Origin of the sequence: Massilia sp. AB1, assembly GCF_018119385.1 — a bacterium.
Lineage (GTDB): Bacteria > Pseudomonadota > Gammaproteobacteria > Burkholderiales > Burkholderiaceae_D > Telluria.
In genome coordinates, this window is record NZ_JAGKSG010000018.1 from 20351 (window position 1) to 36548 (window position 16198).

Sequence of the window (16198 nt, forward strand, 5' to 3'; positions counted from 1 at the left end):
TTGCGTGTTGGCGAATCCAGCCATCTTACAAGAATGTGGGCAGGTCCGTTCGCACGGGCCTGCCCACGGGGATGCTTACTGATGAGCTTATTGATGTGAATTATGGGTAGCCGTCAGCCTGCGCATCAGCGGCAGGGCCGCCAGCGCAATGAGTGTACAAGCAATAGCCGCGATGCCCAGCTTGTTGAACAGGCTGGTGTACACCGGCAGGGTCTGGACCGGATCGACCATGTCGCTCGGCACGGCCGCCAGGTTGGCCACCACGCCGCCCAGGTATTGCGAGATGCCCACGCCTACGTAGTAGGCGCCCATCATGAAGCCGCCCATGCGCGCCGGCACGTAGCGCGCGATCATGGCCAGGCCCAGGCCGCTCACCAGCAGTTCGCCCAGCGAATACAGGCCGTAGCCCGCGATCATGATCCAGGACGAGGTCAGGCCGTTGACGGCGAACTGGCCGGCGACGCCATAGGTGAAGAAGCCGGCGGCGACCACGGTGAAGCCGAGCGCGAACTTGGCGGCGATCGACAAGTCCTTGCCGCTCTTGCCGGCGCGGGTGTAGATCCAGGCCAGCACCGGGCTCAGGACCATGATCCAGATCGCGTTCAGCGCCTGGAACTGGGCCGGCGACCAGGTCCACAGGTGCATGCCGAACAGGCTGAACTCCAGGTCGACATTACGCAGCGCGAACAGCGACAGCGAGGTCGACATCTGCTGGTAGAAGATGAAGAAGAACACCGTTTGCAGGGTGAGTACCAGCGCCGCCACCAGGCCGGCGCGCTCGCTCGGCTGGCTGGAGCGGATCAGGTGGAAGAAGATGCCCAGCACCACGATGCCCGCCACATAGACGAAGGCGCGCGCCAGCGCCTGGTATTCCAGGATCACGGCGGAGGCGCCGACGGCCACCACGGCGCCGGCCAGCACGGCCATCAGCTTGCCCATGTGCAGGGGCTGGGCGTCCGGCGGCGAGCCGATGTGGTTGACGGTATGGCGCAGCACGGTGATGGTCATCAGGCCGATCATCATGCCCACGCTGCACACGCCGAAGGCGACGTGCCAGCCGAGCTGGTTGCCGTAGGTGGCGTTGACGTAGTCCTTGATCCACGGGGTGGCCAGCATCGAGATGGTGGAGCCGACGTTCACCGCCATGTAGTAGATGGTGAAGGCGCTGTCGATCTTGGAATCGTCGCCTTCGTAGATCTTGCGCACCAGGTTGGCGTTATTCGGCTTGAACAGGCCGTTGCCGACCACGATCACGCCCAGCGCGGAGAAGGTGAACCAGGTATTCGTGGTGGGGACGGCCATCAGCGCATAGCCCAGGCCGAGGATGGCGCCGCCCAGCAGCACGCTGCGGCGGGTGCCCAGCACCTTGTCGCCGATCCAGCCGCCGATGGCCGGCGCCACGTAGATCAGCGCGGCGGCCGCGCCCCATACCAGGTTGGCGCGGCTGTCCTCGAAGCCGATCCGCTGCACCATGAAATACACGATCAGCGCCTGCATGCCGTAGTAGCCGAAGCGCTCCCACAGCTCGATCAGCGCGAGCGTGAGGAAGGATCGGGTCTGGCTGGGGCCCTGGCCGACCGTTGGCGGAAGATGCCTGTCCATATGTCTCCTGAAGATGTTAGCCCGGGGTAACCCGGCAATAAAGCGGCGATCCTACGCGCCTTGCCGGCAACAATCAATCTTGACAAATGGTGCGCTGCGGCAGCGTGTTGCGAGAATGCGCAACTTCCTGTCCTCCGGACAGATCAGCAGCAGGAGGTATTGCGGAGCACGGCCATCTCGAATCCCCGGCAGACGTTCGAGATCATGTAGCCGCCCGCACCGGGCTTGGCATAGATGCGCAAGGGGTAGCGTCGTGCGCCCAACTCGATCTCATGGTCGAGCCAGGCGCCGACCTGGCGCCATTATGATGGACCGGCGTCACGGCTACTGCTCGAACACGCAGTGCATATAGCCGTTGACGATCGCCGCCATGCGCTCCGTATTCCCGATCTGCCCGGGGTAGCGCTGCGCGACCTGGGCCTGGCACCGCTCGTCCCGTTCCTGGATGCGGGTCCGGCATTCCTGTGCGCTGAGCCGGTACTTGTTGCGCCCACAGCTTTCTTCGAGGCGGTCCGGCAGGGTGCGCAGCACGGTGGCGTCCACCTCGGACATCTTCAGCACCGCATCGGCGAAGGCCACACCGGCGCCGTCGCCGGACCGGGGCTGCTCGGCCACGGCCACGGCCTCTTCGGGTTCGGCGTTCTGCCTGCGCTGGATGGCGTAGTTCAGCCCCCAGCCCAGCACCACCAGCAGGACGATCTTGAACAGCATGCCCAGGTCCCAGCTGTGCCTGGCGCCCGCTCCAGGTTCGCGCGCAGGCCTTTGCGGCTCGGTGGGAGGGGCGCCGAATTTGGCGTAGCAGATGCCGCAGGCGGGACATTGCCAATCCGGGTTGGCCGCATCGGCGGGCCGTACGTGGCTGCACTTTGGACAAATCACCGGCATTGCCTGGGGCTCCCTGCTGTCAAAACCGCAAGTGTAGCGGCATTTGCCTAGGGGAAATTCCGCGCATTGTCACGCGGGCCCGGCTGGGCAAAGGCCCGGTATGTCGCGACTAGGTCCCGAAAACGCAGTCCTGGTAGGCGTGGACGATCACCGCCATGCGATCGAACCCCCCGGCTTCCCGTGGGTAGGCCTGCGCGACATGCGCGACGCACGCGCCGCCCCGTTCATGCAGGCGGGCACGGCATTCCTGCTGGCTGAACGCGTCCTTGGTGCGCTCGCAGGCTGCTTCGAGGCGGTCCGGCATGCTGCGCAGCAGGTGCGCCTCCTGCTGGGGCATGTGCAGCATCGCGGCGGGCGGGGCGCTGGCCTCCTGGGAAGCGAGGATCTGCCTGTGCTTGATGGCCTGATTCAGGCCCCATGCCAGCGCCGCCAGCACAACGATCTTGAACACCGTGCCCGGCGCCGGGCCGCGCCGCAGGCCAGCCAGCAAATGGCGAGCGGGATGCGATGGAACGGCGGCACGGCGCTCGAACCCGGCGTAGCGGACGACGCAGGCGGGACATTGGCAATCCGGAATGACCGCGTCGAGTGAGCGCATATGGCTGCATTTTGTATATCTCACGGCCATTGCTGTTGCTCCCTGCTTTCAAAAACAGCGAGTGTAGCCGCATTTGTTATGTGGAAATTTCGTCAATTTGTCACGAGCTGTAACAACATTGTCGAGTTGTTTATGCGAATCGGCTGCCGTGCCCGCCTCTGTGCCTGTAGTCAGCGCGTTATACTGGACTCGCCGCTTTCATGACCCATCCCTGCAGGAATGCATGAACCAGCAACCCGACAAGGCAATGTCGGCCGGCGCCCGGACCGGCAGCGGGGCGCTCGGCCACCTGCGTCCCTTCCTGGCCTTCCTGCGCCAGCGCTTGTCGCTGCTGCTCGTGTGGCCGGCGCTCGCGCTGGCGGCCGCCATTGTCCTGTGGGGCTATGTGTTGTTCGACCTCGAGCATGAACGGATCGACCGCCAGGCCGAGCTGGAGCAGCAGGTCGACGCCTACGCGCGCAGCTACGTCATCCGCACGCGGCGCTCGATCGGCGATACCGACCGGCTGTTGCTGCTGCTGCGCCACCAGTGGGCGAGCTCGGGACACCGGATGGACCTGGCCGGCACCATCGAGACGGGGATATTTTCCAGGCAGTATATTGCCGCGGTCGCCCTGATCGACCGCTTTGGCGGCATCGTCACCAGCACCCATCCGCAGGCGGTCGGCATGTATGTCGGCGACCAGGCCTATTTCGTCGAACAGCAGCGCGCCGCCGGCGACAAGCTGTACCTGAGCGGACCGCTGGACGGGCGGCTGTCGAAGCGCGAAGTCATCGCTTTCTCGCGTCCGCTGCTGGCGCCGGACGGCCAGTTCGAAGGCGTCGTACTGATTTCCGTATCCCCGTCGTTTTTCACCCAGCACTACGCCGAACCGATCCTGCGCGAGTTCGGCATGGTCGGCCTGACGCGGATCGATGGCGCGGTGGTGGCGACCCGCAGCGGTAATGCGGTGCATTCCTTCCGCGCGCCTTTCCTGCGCACGGCCATGCCGGCCGAGGCCGCGGGCGTCCGCCGCGTCGGCGGCCAGGACTGGTTTGCCGACGGGCGCAGCCGCGTGCTGGGCTGGCGGAGCTTTCCCGACCTGGGTCTGGTCGGCATCGTCGGCGTCGACGAATACTCGGCCATGGCGCCCTACCGGGAGCACCGCCAAAGCGCCATCGGCGGCGCATGGTGGAATACCGCATGGATCGTGCTGGTCACGCTGCTGGTCACCAGCTTCTATGTGCACGCCAAGTGGAGGCGCTACCAGATGGAGGCGATCCGCTCCACCTACCGTCTCGCGACCGAGGAGGCGGGAGAAGGATTCTTCATCAACCGCCCGGTGCGCGACGCTCAAGGGGTGGTCCGGGATTTCGAGATCGCCGACTGCAATCATTTTGGGGCCGACATGTTCGGGAAGCGCCCGCAGGAACTGATCGGGCACCGGCTGTCCGAGTTCTACCAGGGCGAGCTGTTCGACGCGGCCTGCGCGCGCCTGTGCCAGGCGCTCGACACCGGCATGTACGACCGCGAGCTCGAGGTGCACGCCGGCCCGGACCAGCTCCTGCGGGCGCGCTGGATCCGCTACAAGGCGGTGCGGGCCGGCGGCGACCTGGCGGTCACGATCCGCGACATCAGCGAGAGCAAGGCCCACCTGACCGAGCTGGAACGGCGCAGCAACGCGGATGAGCTCACCGGCCTGCCGAACCGCTACTGGATCCAGCAATTCCTGCCCAAGGCGATCGAGCGTGCGCAGGCGGCCGGGCAGGGACTGGCGGTGCTGTTCATCGACCTGGACGGCTTCAAGACCGTCAACGACGCGCTCGGGCACGCGGCAGGCGACGAACTGCTGCGCACCGTCGGCAAGCGCCTCAAGACCGCGGTGCGCCCGCGCGACCACGTGGTGCGCCTGGGCGGCGACGAGTTCGTGGTGGTGCTGGAGCAGACCGGCGGCCCGGCCGACGTGGAGCAGGTGGCCGGCCGGGTGCTGGGCGCCTTCCGCGACGGCTTCCACCTGCAGCGCAGCACCCATGTGCTCAACGCCTCGATCGGGATCAGCCTGTTCCCGGAACATGGCGGCGATGCGGAAACCCTGCTCAAGCATGCGGACATCGCGATGTATTCGGTCAAGACCGAGGGCAAGGGACAGTACCGCTTCTTCCAGTCGCGCTTCTACGAGGCGATCCGCACCCGCCTGGAGACCGAGATGGAGATGCGGCGCGCGCTCGACCAGCACCAGTTCGTGGTGCACTACCAGCCGCGCGTGGACCTGAGCGCGGGGACGGCGTCGAGCATGGAGGCGCTGGTGCGCTGGGAGCGTCCGGGCAAGGAACTGATCGGGCCGGACAGCTTCATCCCCCTGGCGGAGGAGACCGGCCTGATCGTGCGGCTGGGCGAGCAGGTGGTCGACAGCGTGTGCCGCCAGCTGGCCCACTGGGCCCGCAATGGCGCGGTGCTGGTGCCGGTGTCGGTCAACGTCTCGCCGCGCCAGTTCAGCCAGTGCGACATCCTGGCGCTGTTCCGCAATGCGATCGCGCGCCACGGCATCGACCCGGCGCTGCTGGAGATCGAGCTCACCGAGTCGTCGATGATGCAGGAGGGGATCGGCGAGTCAGGGGTGTTCGGCGCGCTGCGCGAGCTGGGCATCAAGCTGTGCATCGACGATTTCGGCACCGGCTATTCCTCGCTGTCCCAGCTCCAGCGGCTGCGCTTCGACGTGCTCAAGATCGACCGCGCCTTCGTGCTGCGCATCGAGCATCCGGAGGGCGACACCCTGATCGCGTCGATGATCGCGATGGCGCATGCGCTGGGCATGCGCGTGGTGGCGGAGGGCGTGGAGAACCAGAGGCAGATGCAGCTGCTCCAGACCCTGGGCTGCGACGAAGGCCAGGGCTACTTCTTCTCGCGGCCGGTGCCGCCCGGGGAGACCCAGCCGGTGGGAAGGCGCGCCTTCCAGCCAGCACGATAGGATCGGTGTCCATGTTACCGGATTACAGCTGTATGGACGCTGAGCCTTGCCGCACTAGCCGGTATGCGCGCTCCGATGAAACAAAACTACATCGCGTGGCTGGTTTTGTGTCATGCTCTCACTTGCGGCCGGGTAGCCCGCCGCCTGTTCACGACAACCAGAACAACGACTACAACCCATGACAACGACCACGCTAGCCCGCCTGGCGCTGTGCCTGATGGCCAGCCCGCTTGCCTTCGCCCAGAATGCCGACCGCCACCTGGAAGGCGTCACGCGCAACCAGAACACGCTCGAGATCGCGACCAACGACGGCCGCTACCTGATCCGTCCGTATGCCGCCAACATCGTCGAGACCACCTTCGTGCCGAAGGGCGAACGCGCTGATTCTGCCTCGCACGCGGTCGTGCTGGCCCCGGCGCCCATCGCCGCGACCCTGAAGGACGAGGGCGGCCGCATCACCTACGCCACCGAGGGCATCAGCGTCACCGTGGACAAGCAGCCCTTCCGCATCAGCTATGCCTACAAGGGCAAGCCGCTGGTGGCGGAAAAGCGCGGCTACGCGCGCATGAAGGAAGAAGCGCTGGAATCGATCGAGTTCGCGCTGGACGGCGGCGAAGCCCTGTACGGCGCCGGCGCGCGCGCGGTCGGCATGAACCGCCGCGGCAACCGCTTCCGCCTGTATAACCGCGCCGACTACGGCTACGGCAAGACCTCGCAGCTGCTGAACTACACGATTCCGGTCGCGCTGTCCTCGAAGCTGTATGCGATCCACTTCGACAACCCGCAGACCGGCTGGCTCGATTTCGACAGCCGCCGCGACGGCACCCTGCGCTACGAAGTGGGCGGTGGCCGCAAGACCTACCAGGTGGTCGCGGGCGACAACTGGGACCAGGTGATGGCCGGCTACACCAGCCTGACCGGCCGCCAGCCGCTGCCGCCGCGCTGGGCCTTCGGCAACTTCGCCAGCCGCTTCGGCTACAAGAGCGAAGCCGAAACCCGCGCCGTGGTCGACAGGTTCGCCGCCGAGAAGATTCCGCTCGACGCCGTCGTGCTCGACCTGTACTGGTTCGGCAAGACCGTCAAGGGCACCATGGGCAACCTGGACTGGGACCGCGACACCTTCCCGAACGCCGAGAAGATGATGGCGGACTTCGCGAAGAAGGGCGTCAAGACCATCCTCATTACCGAGCCCTTCATCCTGACCACCTCCAAGCGCTGGCAAGAGGCGGTCGACCGCAAGGTCTTGGCCACGGACGCCGCCGGCAAGCCCTTCGTGTACGACTTCTACTTCGGGAACACCGGCCTGGTCGACCTGTACAAGCCGGAAGGGCGCGAGTGGTTCTGGAATATCTACAAGGGCCTGAAGCAGGGCGGCGCGGGCGGCTGGTGGGGCGACCTGGGTGAACCCGAGGTGCATCCGAGTGCGCTGCTGCACGCGGCCGGCAGCGCCGACCAGGTGCACAACATCTACGGCCATGACTGGGCGCGCCTGATCGCGGAAGGCTACCAGAAGGACTACCCGAACGAGCGCCCTTTCATCCTGATGCGCGCGGGCTACTCGGGCTCGCAGCGCTTCGGCATGATCCCGTGGTCGGGAGACGTCAGCCGCAGCTGGGGCGGCCTGCAGTCGCAGATGGAGATCTCGCTGCAGATGGGCATGCAGGGCCTGGCCTATATGCACTCGGATCTGGGCGGCTTCGCCGGGGCGGTGCTGGACGACGAGCTGTATGTGCGCTGGCTGCAGTACGGCGTGTTCCAGCCGGTGTTCCGTCCGCATGCCCAGGACGCCGTGCCGTCCGAGCCGGTGTTCCGCAGCGAGCGCGCCAAGGTGCTGGCGCGCGAAGCGGTATGGCTGCGCTACGCGATGCTGCCGTATAACTACACCATCGCCTTCGACAACAACCAGACCGGCATGCCGCTGATGCGTCCGCTGATGTTCGTCGAGCCCGATCCGGACACGCCTGCCGACCGCTCGACCACCTATATGTGGGGCCCGGACTTCCTGGTGGCGCCGGTGGTGGAGCCTGGCGCGACGCGCACCGAAGTCGTGTTCCCGACCTCGAGCAAGCTGTGGTTCGACTTCCATACCGGTTCCGCCCACAATGGCGGCGTGATCGAGGTGGTCAAGCCGGAAGAGGCGCACATCCCCGTGTATGTGCGCGCCGGCGCCTTCATCCCGATGGCCAAGGTGGCGCAGACCACGCGCGACTACGACAGCCGCCGGATCGATCTGCACTACTACCATGACGCCTCGGTTGCCGCCTCCAGCGGCAAACTGTACGACGACGACGGCGAGACTGCGCAGGCCTACGAAAAGGGCCAGTACGAGATCGTGCGCTTCGCCAGCAAGTACGCGAGCGGCAAGCTGGAAGTGGCCTTCGAGACCGAGACCGGCAAGGCCTACCAGGCGGCCGAGCGCGGCTTCGCGCTGAAGGTGCACAACGTGCAGGCCTCGCCGCGCGCGGTGACCGTCGATGGCCGTGCGGCACGCTTCAATTGGAACGCCAAGCACAAGCTGCTGGAAGTGGCCGTCCCGGCGCGCAAGCAGCAGTCGAGCAAGGTCGTCATCACCCTGTAAGACCAGGCGAACGTCGCCACCAGGCGAATTTCGCTAGAGTGGGAAGCTCCTTTGACGGAGCTTCCCATGACCGCTTTCGAACCCCTGCGCTACCAGCCCGGCTACGAGCATATTGCCGTGGACGAGGCTGAAGCCATCCATTCCCTGCAAAACGTCTTCGCCGGCATGGCCCATAAGGTGGCCGTGGCCGAAGGGCATGCGCACCGCGCCGTCCACGCCAAGGGGCACGCGCTGCTGCGCGGCAGGCTCACGGTCATCGGCGATCTGCCGCCGCCCTTTGCGCAAGGTCTGTTCTCCGCAGCCGGCGCCTATGAGGTGCTGCTGCGCTGGTCCTCGCCGCCGGCGGAGCAGCTGCCCGACAGCGTTTCCACGCCGCGCGCGGTGGCGCTCAAGGTCCTGGATGTGCCGGGGGAACGGCTGGATAGCGGAAAGGAGGGCAGCTCGCAGGACTTCCTGATGGTGAACGGCCCGGCCTTCGCGCGCCCCGACCCGCAGGCTTTCCTGCCGGACGTCAAACTGCTGGCCGCCACCACCAACCGCACGCCGGCCGGCAAGTCCGCCATCTCGGCGGTGATGCGCACGGCGGAAGCGGCGGTCGAGGCGCTGGGCGGCAAGAGCGGCAAGATCAAGGGGATGGGCGGAGAGCCCCAGCATCACCCGCTGGGCGAGACCTATTTCACGCAGACGCCTTTCCTGTATGGCGACTACATGGCGAAGTTCTCGCTGGCGCCGGTGTCGCCAGGGCTGCTTGCGCTCGATGGTTCAAGCCTGCCGAACGATGCGGATGCACAGCGCGACGCCATTGCGGCGCACTTCCTGCGCGATGGCGGGGAGTGGGAACTGCGGGTGCAGCTGTGCACGGATCTGGAGAAGATGCCGGTCGAGGATGCGTCGGTGGCGTGGCCGGAGGAGCTGAGTCCTTATGTGGCGGTGGCGCGCTTGCGCGTGGAGCCGCAGGCCAGCTGGGACGAGGCTGCGTCGCCGCGCCAGGAGGATGGGATGGCCTTCGATCCGTGGAACTGCCTGCGCGCGCATCGGCCGCTTGGAGCGATCAATCGGGCGCGCAAGGAGGTGATGGCGACGTCGAGGCAGTTGCGGTCGGAGTTTAATCGGTGCCCGATCCACGAGCCGGCTGCGCGCAGCTAGCTAACGTTCATCCGGCCACCGAGTCCCGGAACGACGGGCTGATGATAGTGGGGAAAGGAATTACCGCGACACGATCAGCCGAAGTCCCAACCCGATAAAGATCGCCCCCGCCACCCGATCCAGCCACATTCCCGCCGTCGGCGTGCGATTCAGCCACTGCCCGATCGCCCCCGAAAAATACCCCAGCATCCCGAACAGCAGTGCCGCCTGCAAGGTGAAGGTCACCCCCAGCGCCGCCGTCTGCCAGTTCGCATCGCCGCGCGAAGCCACCACGAACTGCGGCAGGAAAGACAGGAAGAACAGTACCACCTTCGGATTGATCGAGTTCGCAACCAGCCCTTTCACGAACAGCTTGCCCGGCGTCTCGTCCGCACCTGCACCGGCCGCACCGACCCTCGCGCCCCCTCGGCTGCGAATCGCCTGCCACCCCATCCAGATCAGGTACAAGCCGCCCGCGACCTTGAGCGCCGTGAACGCTGCCGGCGAGGCCGCGATCAGGGCGCTCACGCCAATGACTGCGAGGATCGTGTGATTGAGGCAGCCGAGCGCGCAGCCCAGGCCAAAGGCGATGCCGCGCGCGCGGCCCTTGGCGATGCCGAGGCTCAGCACCATCAGATTGTCGGGACCCGGGGACAGGGTGATCAGGACGGCGGCGGCCAGGAAGCCGGCAAATTGTTCAGGCGACAGCATCGGGCAGGGAAATTAACAAAAGGGCAAACAGGATAACGCAGCTTTGCCTTTCCGTGCACTCCCGGCCTTGCTCAGGAGATCGCGTCCAGGTCGAGCTCGACCCAGGTGGGCGCGTGGTCGCTGGGCTTCTCGCGCGCCCGCACGAACTTGTCGACCCCGGCCGCCTTGAGGGCCGGCGCGAGCGCGGGGCTGAGCAGCAGGTGGTCGATGCGCAGCCCGGCGTTGCGCCCGAAGGCGTCGCGGAAGTAGTCCCAGAAGGTATAGATCGTTTCGCCCGGATGCCGTTCGCGCAGAGAGTCGGTCCAGCCTTGGGCCACCAGCCGGTGGAAGGCTTCGCGGGTCTCGGGACGGAACAGGGCGTCGGTCAGCCAGCGTTCCGGCTTGTAGACGTCCAGTTCGGTGGGCATGACGTTGTAGTCGCCCGCCAGCACCACCGGCACGCCGGTATCCAGCAGGCCCTGGGCGCGCTGGATCAGGCGCTCGAACCAGGCCAGCTTGTAGTCGAACTTGGGGCCCGGCGCCGGGTTCCCGTTCGGCAGGTACAGGCAACCAACCAGGATGCCTTGGTAGGCGGCCTCCAGGTAGCGGCTCTGCTCGTCCGCCGGATCTCCCGGCAGGCCGCGCTGCACTTCCTGGGCCGGGCCGTCGCGCGTGAGGATGGCCACGCCGTTCCAGCTTTTCTGGCCGATCCAGAGCGCGTGGTAGCCGGCGTCCCGGATTGCCGTCTCTGGAAACTTTTCGTGCACGGCCTTCAGTTCCTGCAGGCAGACAACGTCTGGCTGGCGTTCTTCCAAGTACTGGAGCAGGGCGGATAGGCGGCTGGAGATGCCGTTGACGTTGTAGGTGACGACGAGCATGGTGTCTTCCGGAAGAGTGGTTGAGTTGGATTTTGCCTGTGCCGCGCCGCTTTCGTCGCACGCATTGCCGAGTGAAACACGGCCTTTATAGCGAAACGAGCATTTTCTTATGGTTATTTATTCGTTTTGGCATATATGCGTTTGTCATATACTGCTGGGATCGAATATTTTTAGCTTTGGAGTAACCCATGCTCAGCCGCCGTCATTTTGTCATCAGCGCCACCGCCTTGTCTCTGCTGCTAAGCGGCGCCGCCCAGGCCGACCAGCTGGCGGACATCAAAAAGAAGGGCGAGATCGTCTTCGGCGTGCTCGGCACCGACGAGCCGAACAGCTTCATCGAACCGAAGACCCGCCAGCTGGTGGGCTACGAGATCGACCTGGCCACCGCCGTCGCCAGGAAGCTGGGCGTCAAGCCGGTGTTCAAGCAGATGGCCGTCTCGGCCCGCATCCCCGAACTGCAGCAAGGCCACGTGGACATCCTGGCCGCCACGCTCACCCACAACAAGGAACGCGAATCGCAGGTCGATTTCGCCCTGACCCATTTCGTCACCGGCTCCAAGGTGATGGTGCGCGCCGCCAGCGGCATCAATCAGCTGGGCCAGCTGGCCGGCAAGAAGGTTGTCACCGTGCGCGGCGGCACCCAGGAAACCAATATCCGCAAGGCCGTCCCGACCGCCGACGTGGTCACCTTCGAGAACACCCAGCAAGCCTTCCAGGCACTGCGCCAGGGTAAAGGCGTTGCCTACGTCAACGACGAATCCTCGCTGCTGGCCGACTACGGCAAGCTGGGCCCGGCCGCCAAGGGCTTCTCGATCCTGCCGACCTCGATCGGCAACGAGTCGATCGCGATGGGCCTGCGCAAGGGCGAGAAGAGCCTGAAGGCGGTGGTCGACCAGACCCTGCGCGAGCTGGAAGCCAGCGGCGCGGCCGAACAGCTGTTCAACAAGTGGTACGGTCCGGGCACCCGCGCCAACATCGCCAAGCGCCAGTTCAAGATCGCCACCGACAAGATTTAAATCTTGCAGTTCTTCGATCCATCCATCCTGCAATCCGGCCAGTACCATGACTGGCTGGTGCAGGGCCTGGTCCTGTCGCTCCAGCTGACCGTGATCAGCTTCGCCTTTGCGCTGCCCCTTGGTGCGCTGGTGGCCGTGATGCGCACGTCCTCGTTCGCGCTGGCGCGCGCCGCGGGCGCGGCCATTGTCGAGGGCATCCGCAACGTGCCGCTGCTGGCCCACCTGCTGTTCTGGTACTTCGCCTTTCCCGAGCTGCTGCCGGAAGCCGCGCGCGACTTCCTGTATGCGCACAATCCGGAAGCGGTGTGCGCCGTGATCGCGCTCTCGCTGTACAGCGGCGTGCACATGGCCGAGGACATCCGCAGCGGCATCCGCTCGGTGCCGCCGACCCAGCTGGAGGCGGCGCGTTCGCTCGGCCTGGGCCGGGTGGCCGCGGTGCGCCTGGTCCTGCTGCCGCAGGCGCTGCGCGCTTCGGTGCCGCCGCTGCTGTCGCAGACCGTCAACCTGTGGAAGGACACCAGCGTGGCCACCGTGATCGGCGCCGCCGAGATGATGTACCAGGCTGCGCGCGTGGAAACCGCGAGTTTCCGCAGCGTCGAGGCCTTCACCTTCGCGACCCTGGCCTACCTGAGCGTGTCGCTGCTGATCTCGCTGGCGGCCCACCTCTACCAGCGCCGCTATCCGGTCCGTCCGGCTTGAGCTACATGGAAGCTTCGCGATGCTCGAACTGATCGATACCTACTGGCTGTACTTCCTGGTCGGCCAATACCCCGACGGCCCGCTGGGCGGCCTGGCGCTCACCGTGCTGCTGTCCGGCGCGGCCCTGGTGCTGGCAATGCCGCTCGGCCTGTTGCTGGGCATCGCGCGCGTCAGCCCCTATGGCGCGCTGCGCTGGCCGGTGGCCGCCCTGGTGCAGCTGGTGCGCGGCGTGCCGCTGCTGCTGGTCGTGTTCTGGGTCTACTTCTTCCTGCCTGCCGTCACCGGGGTGAAGACCGGCCAGGCCACCACCATGCTGATGGTGCTGGTGCTCTTCGACGGCATCTACCTGGCCGAGATCGTGGCGGCGGGCATCCGTGCGCTGCCCAAGGGCCAGCTGGAAAGCGCCCGCTCGCTGGGCCTGGGCTATGGCCAGGCGCTGCGCCACGTGGTGCTGCCCCAGACCGTGCGCAACGGCCTGCCGTCCCTGGTGAGCCAGCTGGTGTCGACCATCAAGGCGACCTCGCTCGGCTACATCATCGGCCTGTCGGAAGTGTCCTTCATCGCCACCCAGGTCAACACCCTGGTGTTCACCCAGGCGGTCGAGGTCTACCTGATCCTGGCGCTGACGTATTTCGTACTCTGTTTCGGCCTGTCGCGGCTGGCCTTCCTGCTCGAGCGGCGCCTGCAGCGCCGGCCGTTGCGGGTTTTGTAAAAGGATGTGTGAACGATGATCGTTCTCGATAAAGTCAACAAGTGGTACGGCGACTATCACGCCCTGGTCGACGTGAGCGAAAGGGTCGAGAAGAACGAGGTGGTGGTCGTGTGCGGACCCTCGGGTTCGGGCAAGTCGACCCTGATCCGCACCCTCAACCGGCTCGAGGAAATCGACGGCGGCCGCATCGAAATCGACGGGCGCGACATCCATGCGCGCGGCCTGGACGTCAACAGCCTGCGCGCAGGGATCGGCTTCGTGTTCCAGCACTTCAACCTGTTCCCGCACCTGACGGTGCTGGAGAACTGCACCCTGGCGCCGGTGCAGCTCAAGCGCGCCACCGCGAAGGAAGCGCGCGAGTACGCCATGCAGCTGCTGGACCAGGTGGGGCTGGCGCACAAGCACGGCGCCTACCCGAACGAATTGTCGGGCGGCCAGCAGCAGCGCGTGGCGATCGCCCGGGCGCTGGCCATGCGTCCGCCGATCATGCTGTTCGACGAGCCGACCAGCGCGCTCGATCCGGAGATGGTGGGCGAGGTGCTGCAGGTGATGCGTTCGCTCGCCAGGCAGGGCATGACCATGGTGTGCGTCACCCACGAGATGGGTTTTGCGCGCGAGGTGTCGGACCGCGTGTGGTTCATGAGCGAGGGGAAGCTCCTCGAGCAGGCCAAGCCGGAGGAGTTCTTCACCAACCCGCAGCATCCGCGCGCGCAGCAGTTCCTGGCTGACGTTCTCCGTTAAACAGCATCGTCGTTCCGGGACTCGGAGTCGGGTCGCAGGCCCTATTTGACCACCAGCGACCACTGCTGGTTACTGCCGTTATTCACCGGCCACTGGATGATCTGCGCATTCTCCGCCGTGCTCTTGTTCTGCACGTCCAGCACCATCCCGCTCAGCTGGTTCGCCACCGTGAAATACCCGGCCGCCGGGCTGGCGAAGTGCCAGCGCTGGCCTGCACCCGCCCAGTAGCCCCATTGGGCGATATTCGTTCCCGCCGTCGTCGAGTTCCCGTAGTTGTCCAGGCTGCGCAGGCTGTTGGCATTGATGATGCTGTAGTAACCGTCGCCCTGGCCGATCAGGTACCACTGCTGGTGCCTGCCGTTGGCGTCGCTGGCCTGCTGCACCAGCGCCCCATCCGCCTTCGAGGCGCCCGCCACGCCCAGGACCTTGCCGCTCAGGCGCGACCTGAAGGCGTACAGGCCATCGCTGATGCCGCCGCAGCCGGCGAAGTTGCTGAAATTGCGGGACAGGGTCGGCCAGCCGTTCGCATAGCTCATGCGCAGGATGTCCAGTTTGGCATTGCCGCCGTCGTTCAGGTCGTAGTAATGGGTCGACACGAAGTGGCAACCGTCCTGTTTCAGCAGACCCACGTGGCCCGGTCCGCGGTATTTGCCATCGGTGACCGGCAGCACCGTGCGCGTGCCGGAATAGGGTCCGCGGATGTTGGTGGCGCGCTGGACTTCGACGTAATACGTGCTGTCGGCGCCCTTGCAGCAGCTGCCGCGGTTGACGAAGAGGTAATAGTCGTTGCCGTTGCGGGTGATATAGGGCGCCTCGATGTCGCGGTGGCCGCCGCCCCATATCGTGCTGACGCTGCCGGCGAGCTTGCCGGTGGCCTGGTTGATCTCGGCCAGTCCGATCCCGCCGAAGAAGGAACCCCAGGACATGTAGACCTTGCCGTCGTGGTCGCGGAACAGGGCGGGGTCGATGGCGTTGATCTCGCCGCTGCCGCCAAACGACTCGACTACGATGCCGAGGTCGGTCCAGGCGGGATTCTTGAGCGAAGCGCTGCGCGCCACCCCGATGGCCGAGTTCGAGCTGCCGAAGGTCGATACCGAATAGTACAGATAGTAGTAGCCGTTCATCCTGATCAGGTCCGGCGCCCAGAACGAGCCGCTGAAGTTCGGAATCTTGTTCTTGATCCAGGCGGGATAGGTGGTGAACACCGGTCCCGGTCCGCCGCTCCAGGTCACCAGATCCTTCGAGGTCGAATACCAGATGCCGGTACCGGTCGTGAAGTTGAAATAGGTGTCGCCGTCCTTGGTGATCGTCCCCGGGTCGTGGGCGTTCTTGAGCCCAGCCAGCTCGATGCTCGACGCGGAAGCGGCGCAGACCAGCAGGCACAGGGCCGCCAGCAGGTTTTTCATAGAGGTCTCCGTTCTTGTGGTTGTGTATGTACTGCCCAGCCAGGGTAGGCGCGGGCAGGGTGCGCCACCAATGAAATTAATCGCGTGTGCGATGCACTTTTCGGTATCCCGGTCTATGCAATCCGCATGTCAATGAGTTAACCAATAGTAACTGCAGGTCAAGAGCATTTCCATTATTGAACTACTCATGATCGAATCGACAAGCTTGCTGATGAGCTCACCAGCTCTAGAGCGAGGGAGACATCTTTGTCCCAAGGAAAAGCAAAAAATCGCCGATCCGCAACAACATTTGTTTGAAACCGATTGTCACTGGGAAAAAAC

Annotated in this window: 13 protein-coding genes; 7 read left to right on the forward strand and 6 right to left on the reverse strand. The window is 65.5% G+C overall.

The genetic code is table 11. From position 1 onward, the window contains the following. Positions 1 to 87: 87 nt before the first annotated feature. The 3 genes from J8847_RS12230 to J8847_RS12240 form a co-directional block, all read right to left on the reverse strand. Positions 88 to 1602: a peptide MFS transporter gene (locus J8847_RS12230; protein WP_211524985.1), complete on the reverse strand. Its 1515-nt coding sequence runs from the start codon at positions 1600 to 1602 to the stop codon at positions 88 to 90. A 324-nt stretch (positions 1603 to 1926) separates the two neighbouring features. After that, entirely contained in the window at positions 1927 to 2481 is a 555-nt protein-coding gene (locus J8847_RS12235) for a hypothetical protein (RefSeq protein ID WP_211524986.1), read from the reverse strand. 115 nt (positions 2482 to 2596) lie between these two features. After that, positions 2597 to 3085 carry a hypothetical protein gene (locus tag J8847_RS12240; RefSeq protein ID WP_211524987.1) on the reverse strand — a complete coding sequence of 163 codons (489 nt, stop codon included), beginning with the start codon at positions 3083 to 3085 and terminating at the stop codon, positions 2597 to 2599. 223 nt (positions 3086 to 3308) lie between these two features. Here J8847_RS12240 and J8847_RS12245 point away from each other — a divergent pair, with 223 nt between their 5' ends. From J8847_RS12245 to J8847_RS12255, 3 genes are all read left to right on the forward strand, one after another. Further along, positions 3309 to 6032 carry an EAL domain-containing protein gene (locus J8847_RS12245; protein WP_211524988.1) on the forward strand — a complete coding sequence of 908 codons (2724 nt, stop codon included), beginning with the start codon at positions 3309 to 3311 and terminating at the stop codon, positions 6030 to 6032. Positions 6033 to 6210: 178 nt separating this feature from the next. Continuing rightward, positions 6211 to 8610 (forward strand): TIM-barrel domain-containing protein, encoded by a 2400-nt coding sequence (locus J8847_RS12250; RefSeq protein WP_211524989.1) that lies wholly within the window; start codon positions 6211 to 6213, stop codon positions 8608 to 8610. Between the two features lie 66 nt (positions 8611 to 8676). Beyond that, positions 8677 to 9756 carry a catalase family protein gene (locus tag J8847_RS12255; protein ID WP_211524990.1) on the forward strand — a complete coding sequence of 360 codons (1080 nt, stop codon included), beginning with the start codon at positions 8677 to 8679 and terminating at the stop codon, positions 9754 to 9756. 60 nt (positions 9757 to 9816) lie between these two features. On the opposite strand, the gene J8847_RS12260 is transcribed toward J8847_RS12255, so the two are convergent. Continuing rightward, on the reverse strand, positions 9817 to 10446 hold the full coding sequence (locus J8847_RS12260) for a LysE family translocator (protein WP_211524991.1): 630 nt from the start codon (positions 10444 to 10446) through the stop codon (positions 9817 to 9819). A gap of 71 nt (positions 10447 to 10517) precedes the next feature. After that, on the reverse strand, positions 10518 to 11303 hold the full coding sequence (gene xth / locus J8847_RS12265) for an exodeoxyribonuclease III (protein ID WP_211524992.1): 786 nt from the start codon (positions 11301 to 11303) through the stop codon (positions 10518 to 10520). Between the two features lie 188 nt (positions 11304 to 11491). On the opposite strand from xth, the gene J8847_RS12270 reads away from it, so the two are divergent. The 4 genes from J8847_RS12270 to J8847_RS12285 are packed head-to-tail and all read left to right on the forward strand — an operon-like array spanning position 11492 to position 14471. Next, positions 11492 to 12319 (forward strand): ABC transporter substrate-binding protein, encoded by an 828-nt coding sequence (locus tag J8847_RS12270; RefSeq protein WP_211524993.1) that lies wholly within the window; start codon positions 11492 to 11494, stop codon positions 12317 to 12319. Positions 12320 to 12322: 3 nt separating this feature from the next. Then, positions 12323 to 13018, forward strand: coding sequence for an amino acid ABC transporter permease (locus J8847_RS12275; protein ID WP_211524994.1), 696 nt, complete (start codon positions 12323 to 12325; stop codon positions 13016 to 13018). A gap of 19 nt (positions 13019 to 13037) precedes the next feature. Next, positions 13038 to 13730, forward strand: coding sequence for an amino acid ABC transporter permease (locus J8847_RS12280; RefSeq protein ID WP_211524995.1), 693 nt, complete (start codon positions 13038 to 13040; stop codon positions 13728 to 13730). Positions 13731 to 13745: 15 nt separating this feature from the next. Beyond that, on the forward strand, positions 13746 to 14471 hold the full coding sequence (locus tag J8847_RS12285; protein WP_211524996.1) for an amino acid ABC transporter ATP-binding protein: 726 nt from the start codon (positions 13746 to 13748) through the stop codon (positions 14469 to 14471). 41 nt (positions 14472 to 14512) lie between these two features. Here J8847_RS12285 and J8847_RS12290 read toward each other — a convergent pair whose 3' ends face one another. Beyond that, positions 14513 to 15877, reverse strand: a complete 1365-nt coding sequence (locus J8847_RS12290) for a family 43 glycosylhydrolase (RefSeq protein ID WP_211524997.1) — start codon at positions 15875 to 15877, stop codon at positions 14513 to 14515. Positions 15878 to 16198 lie beyond the last annotated feature (321 nt).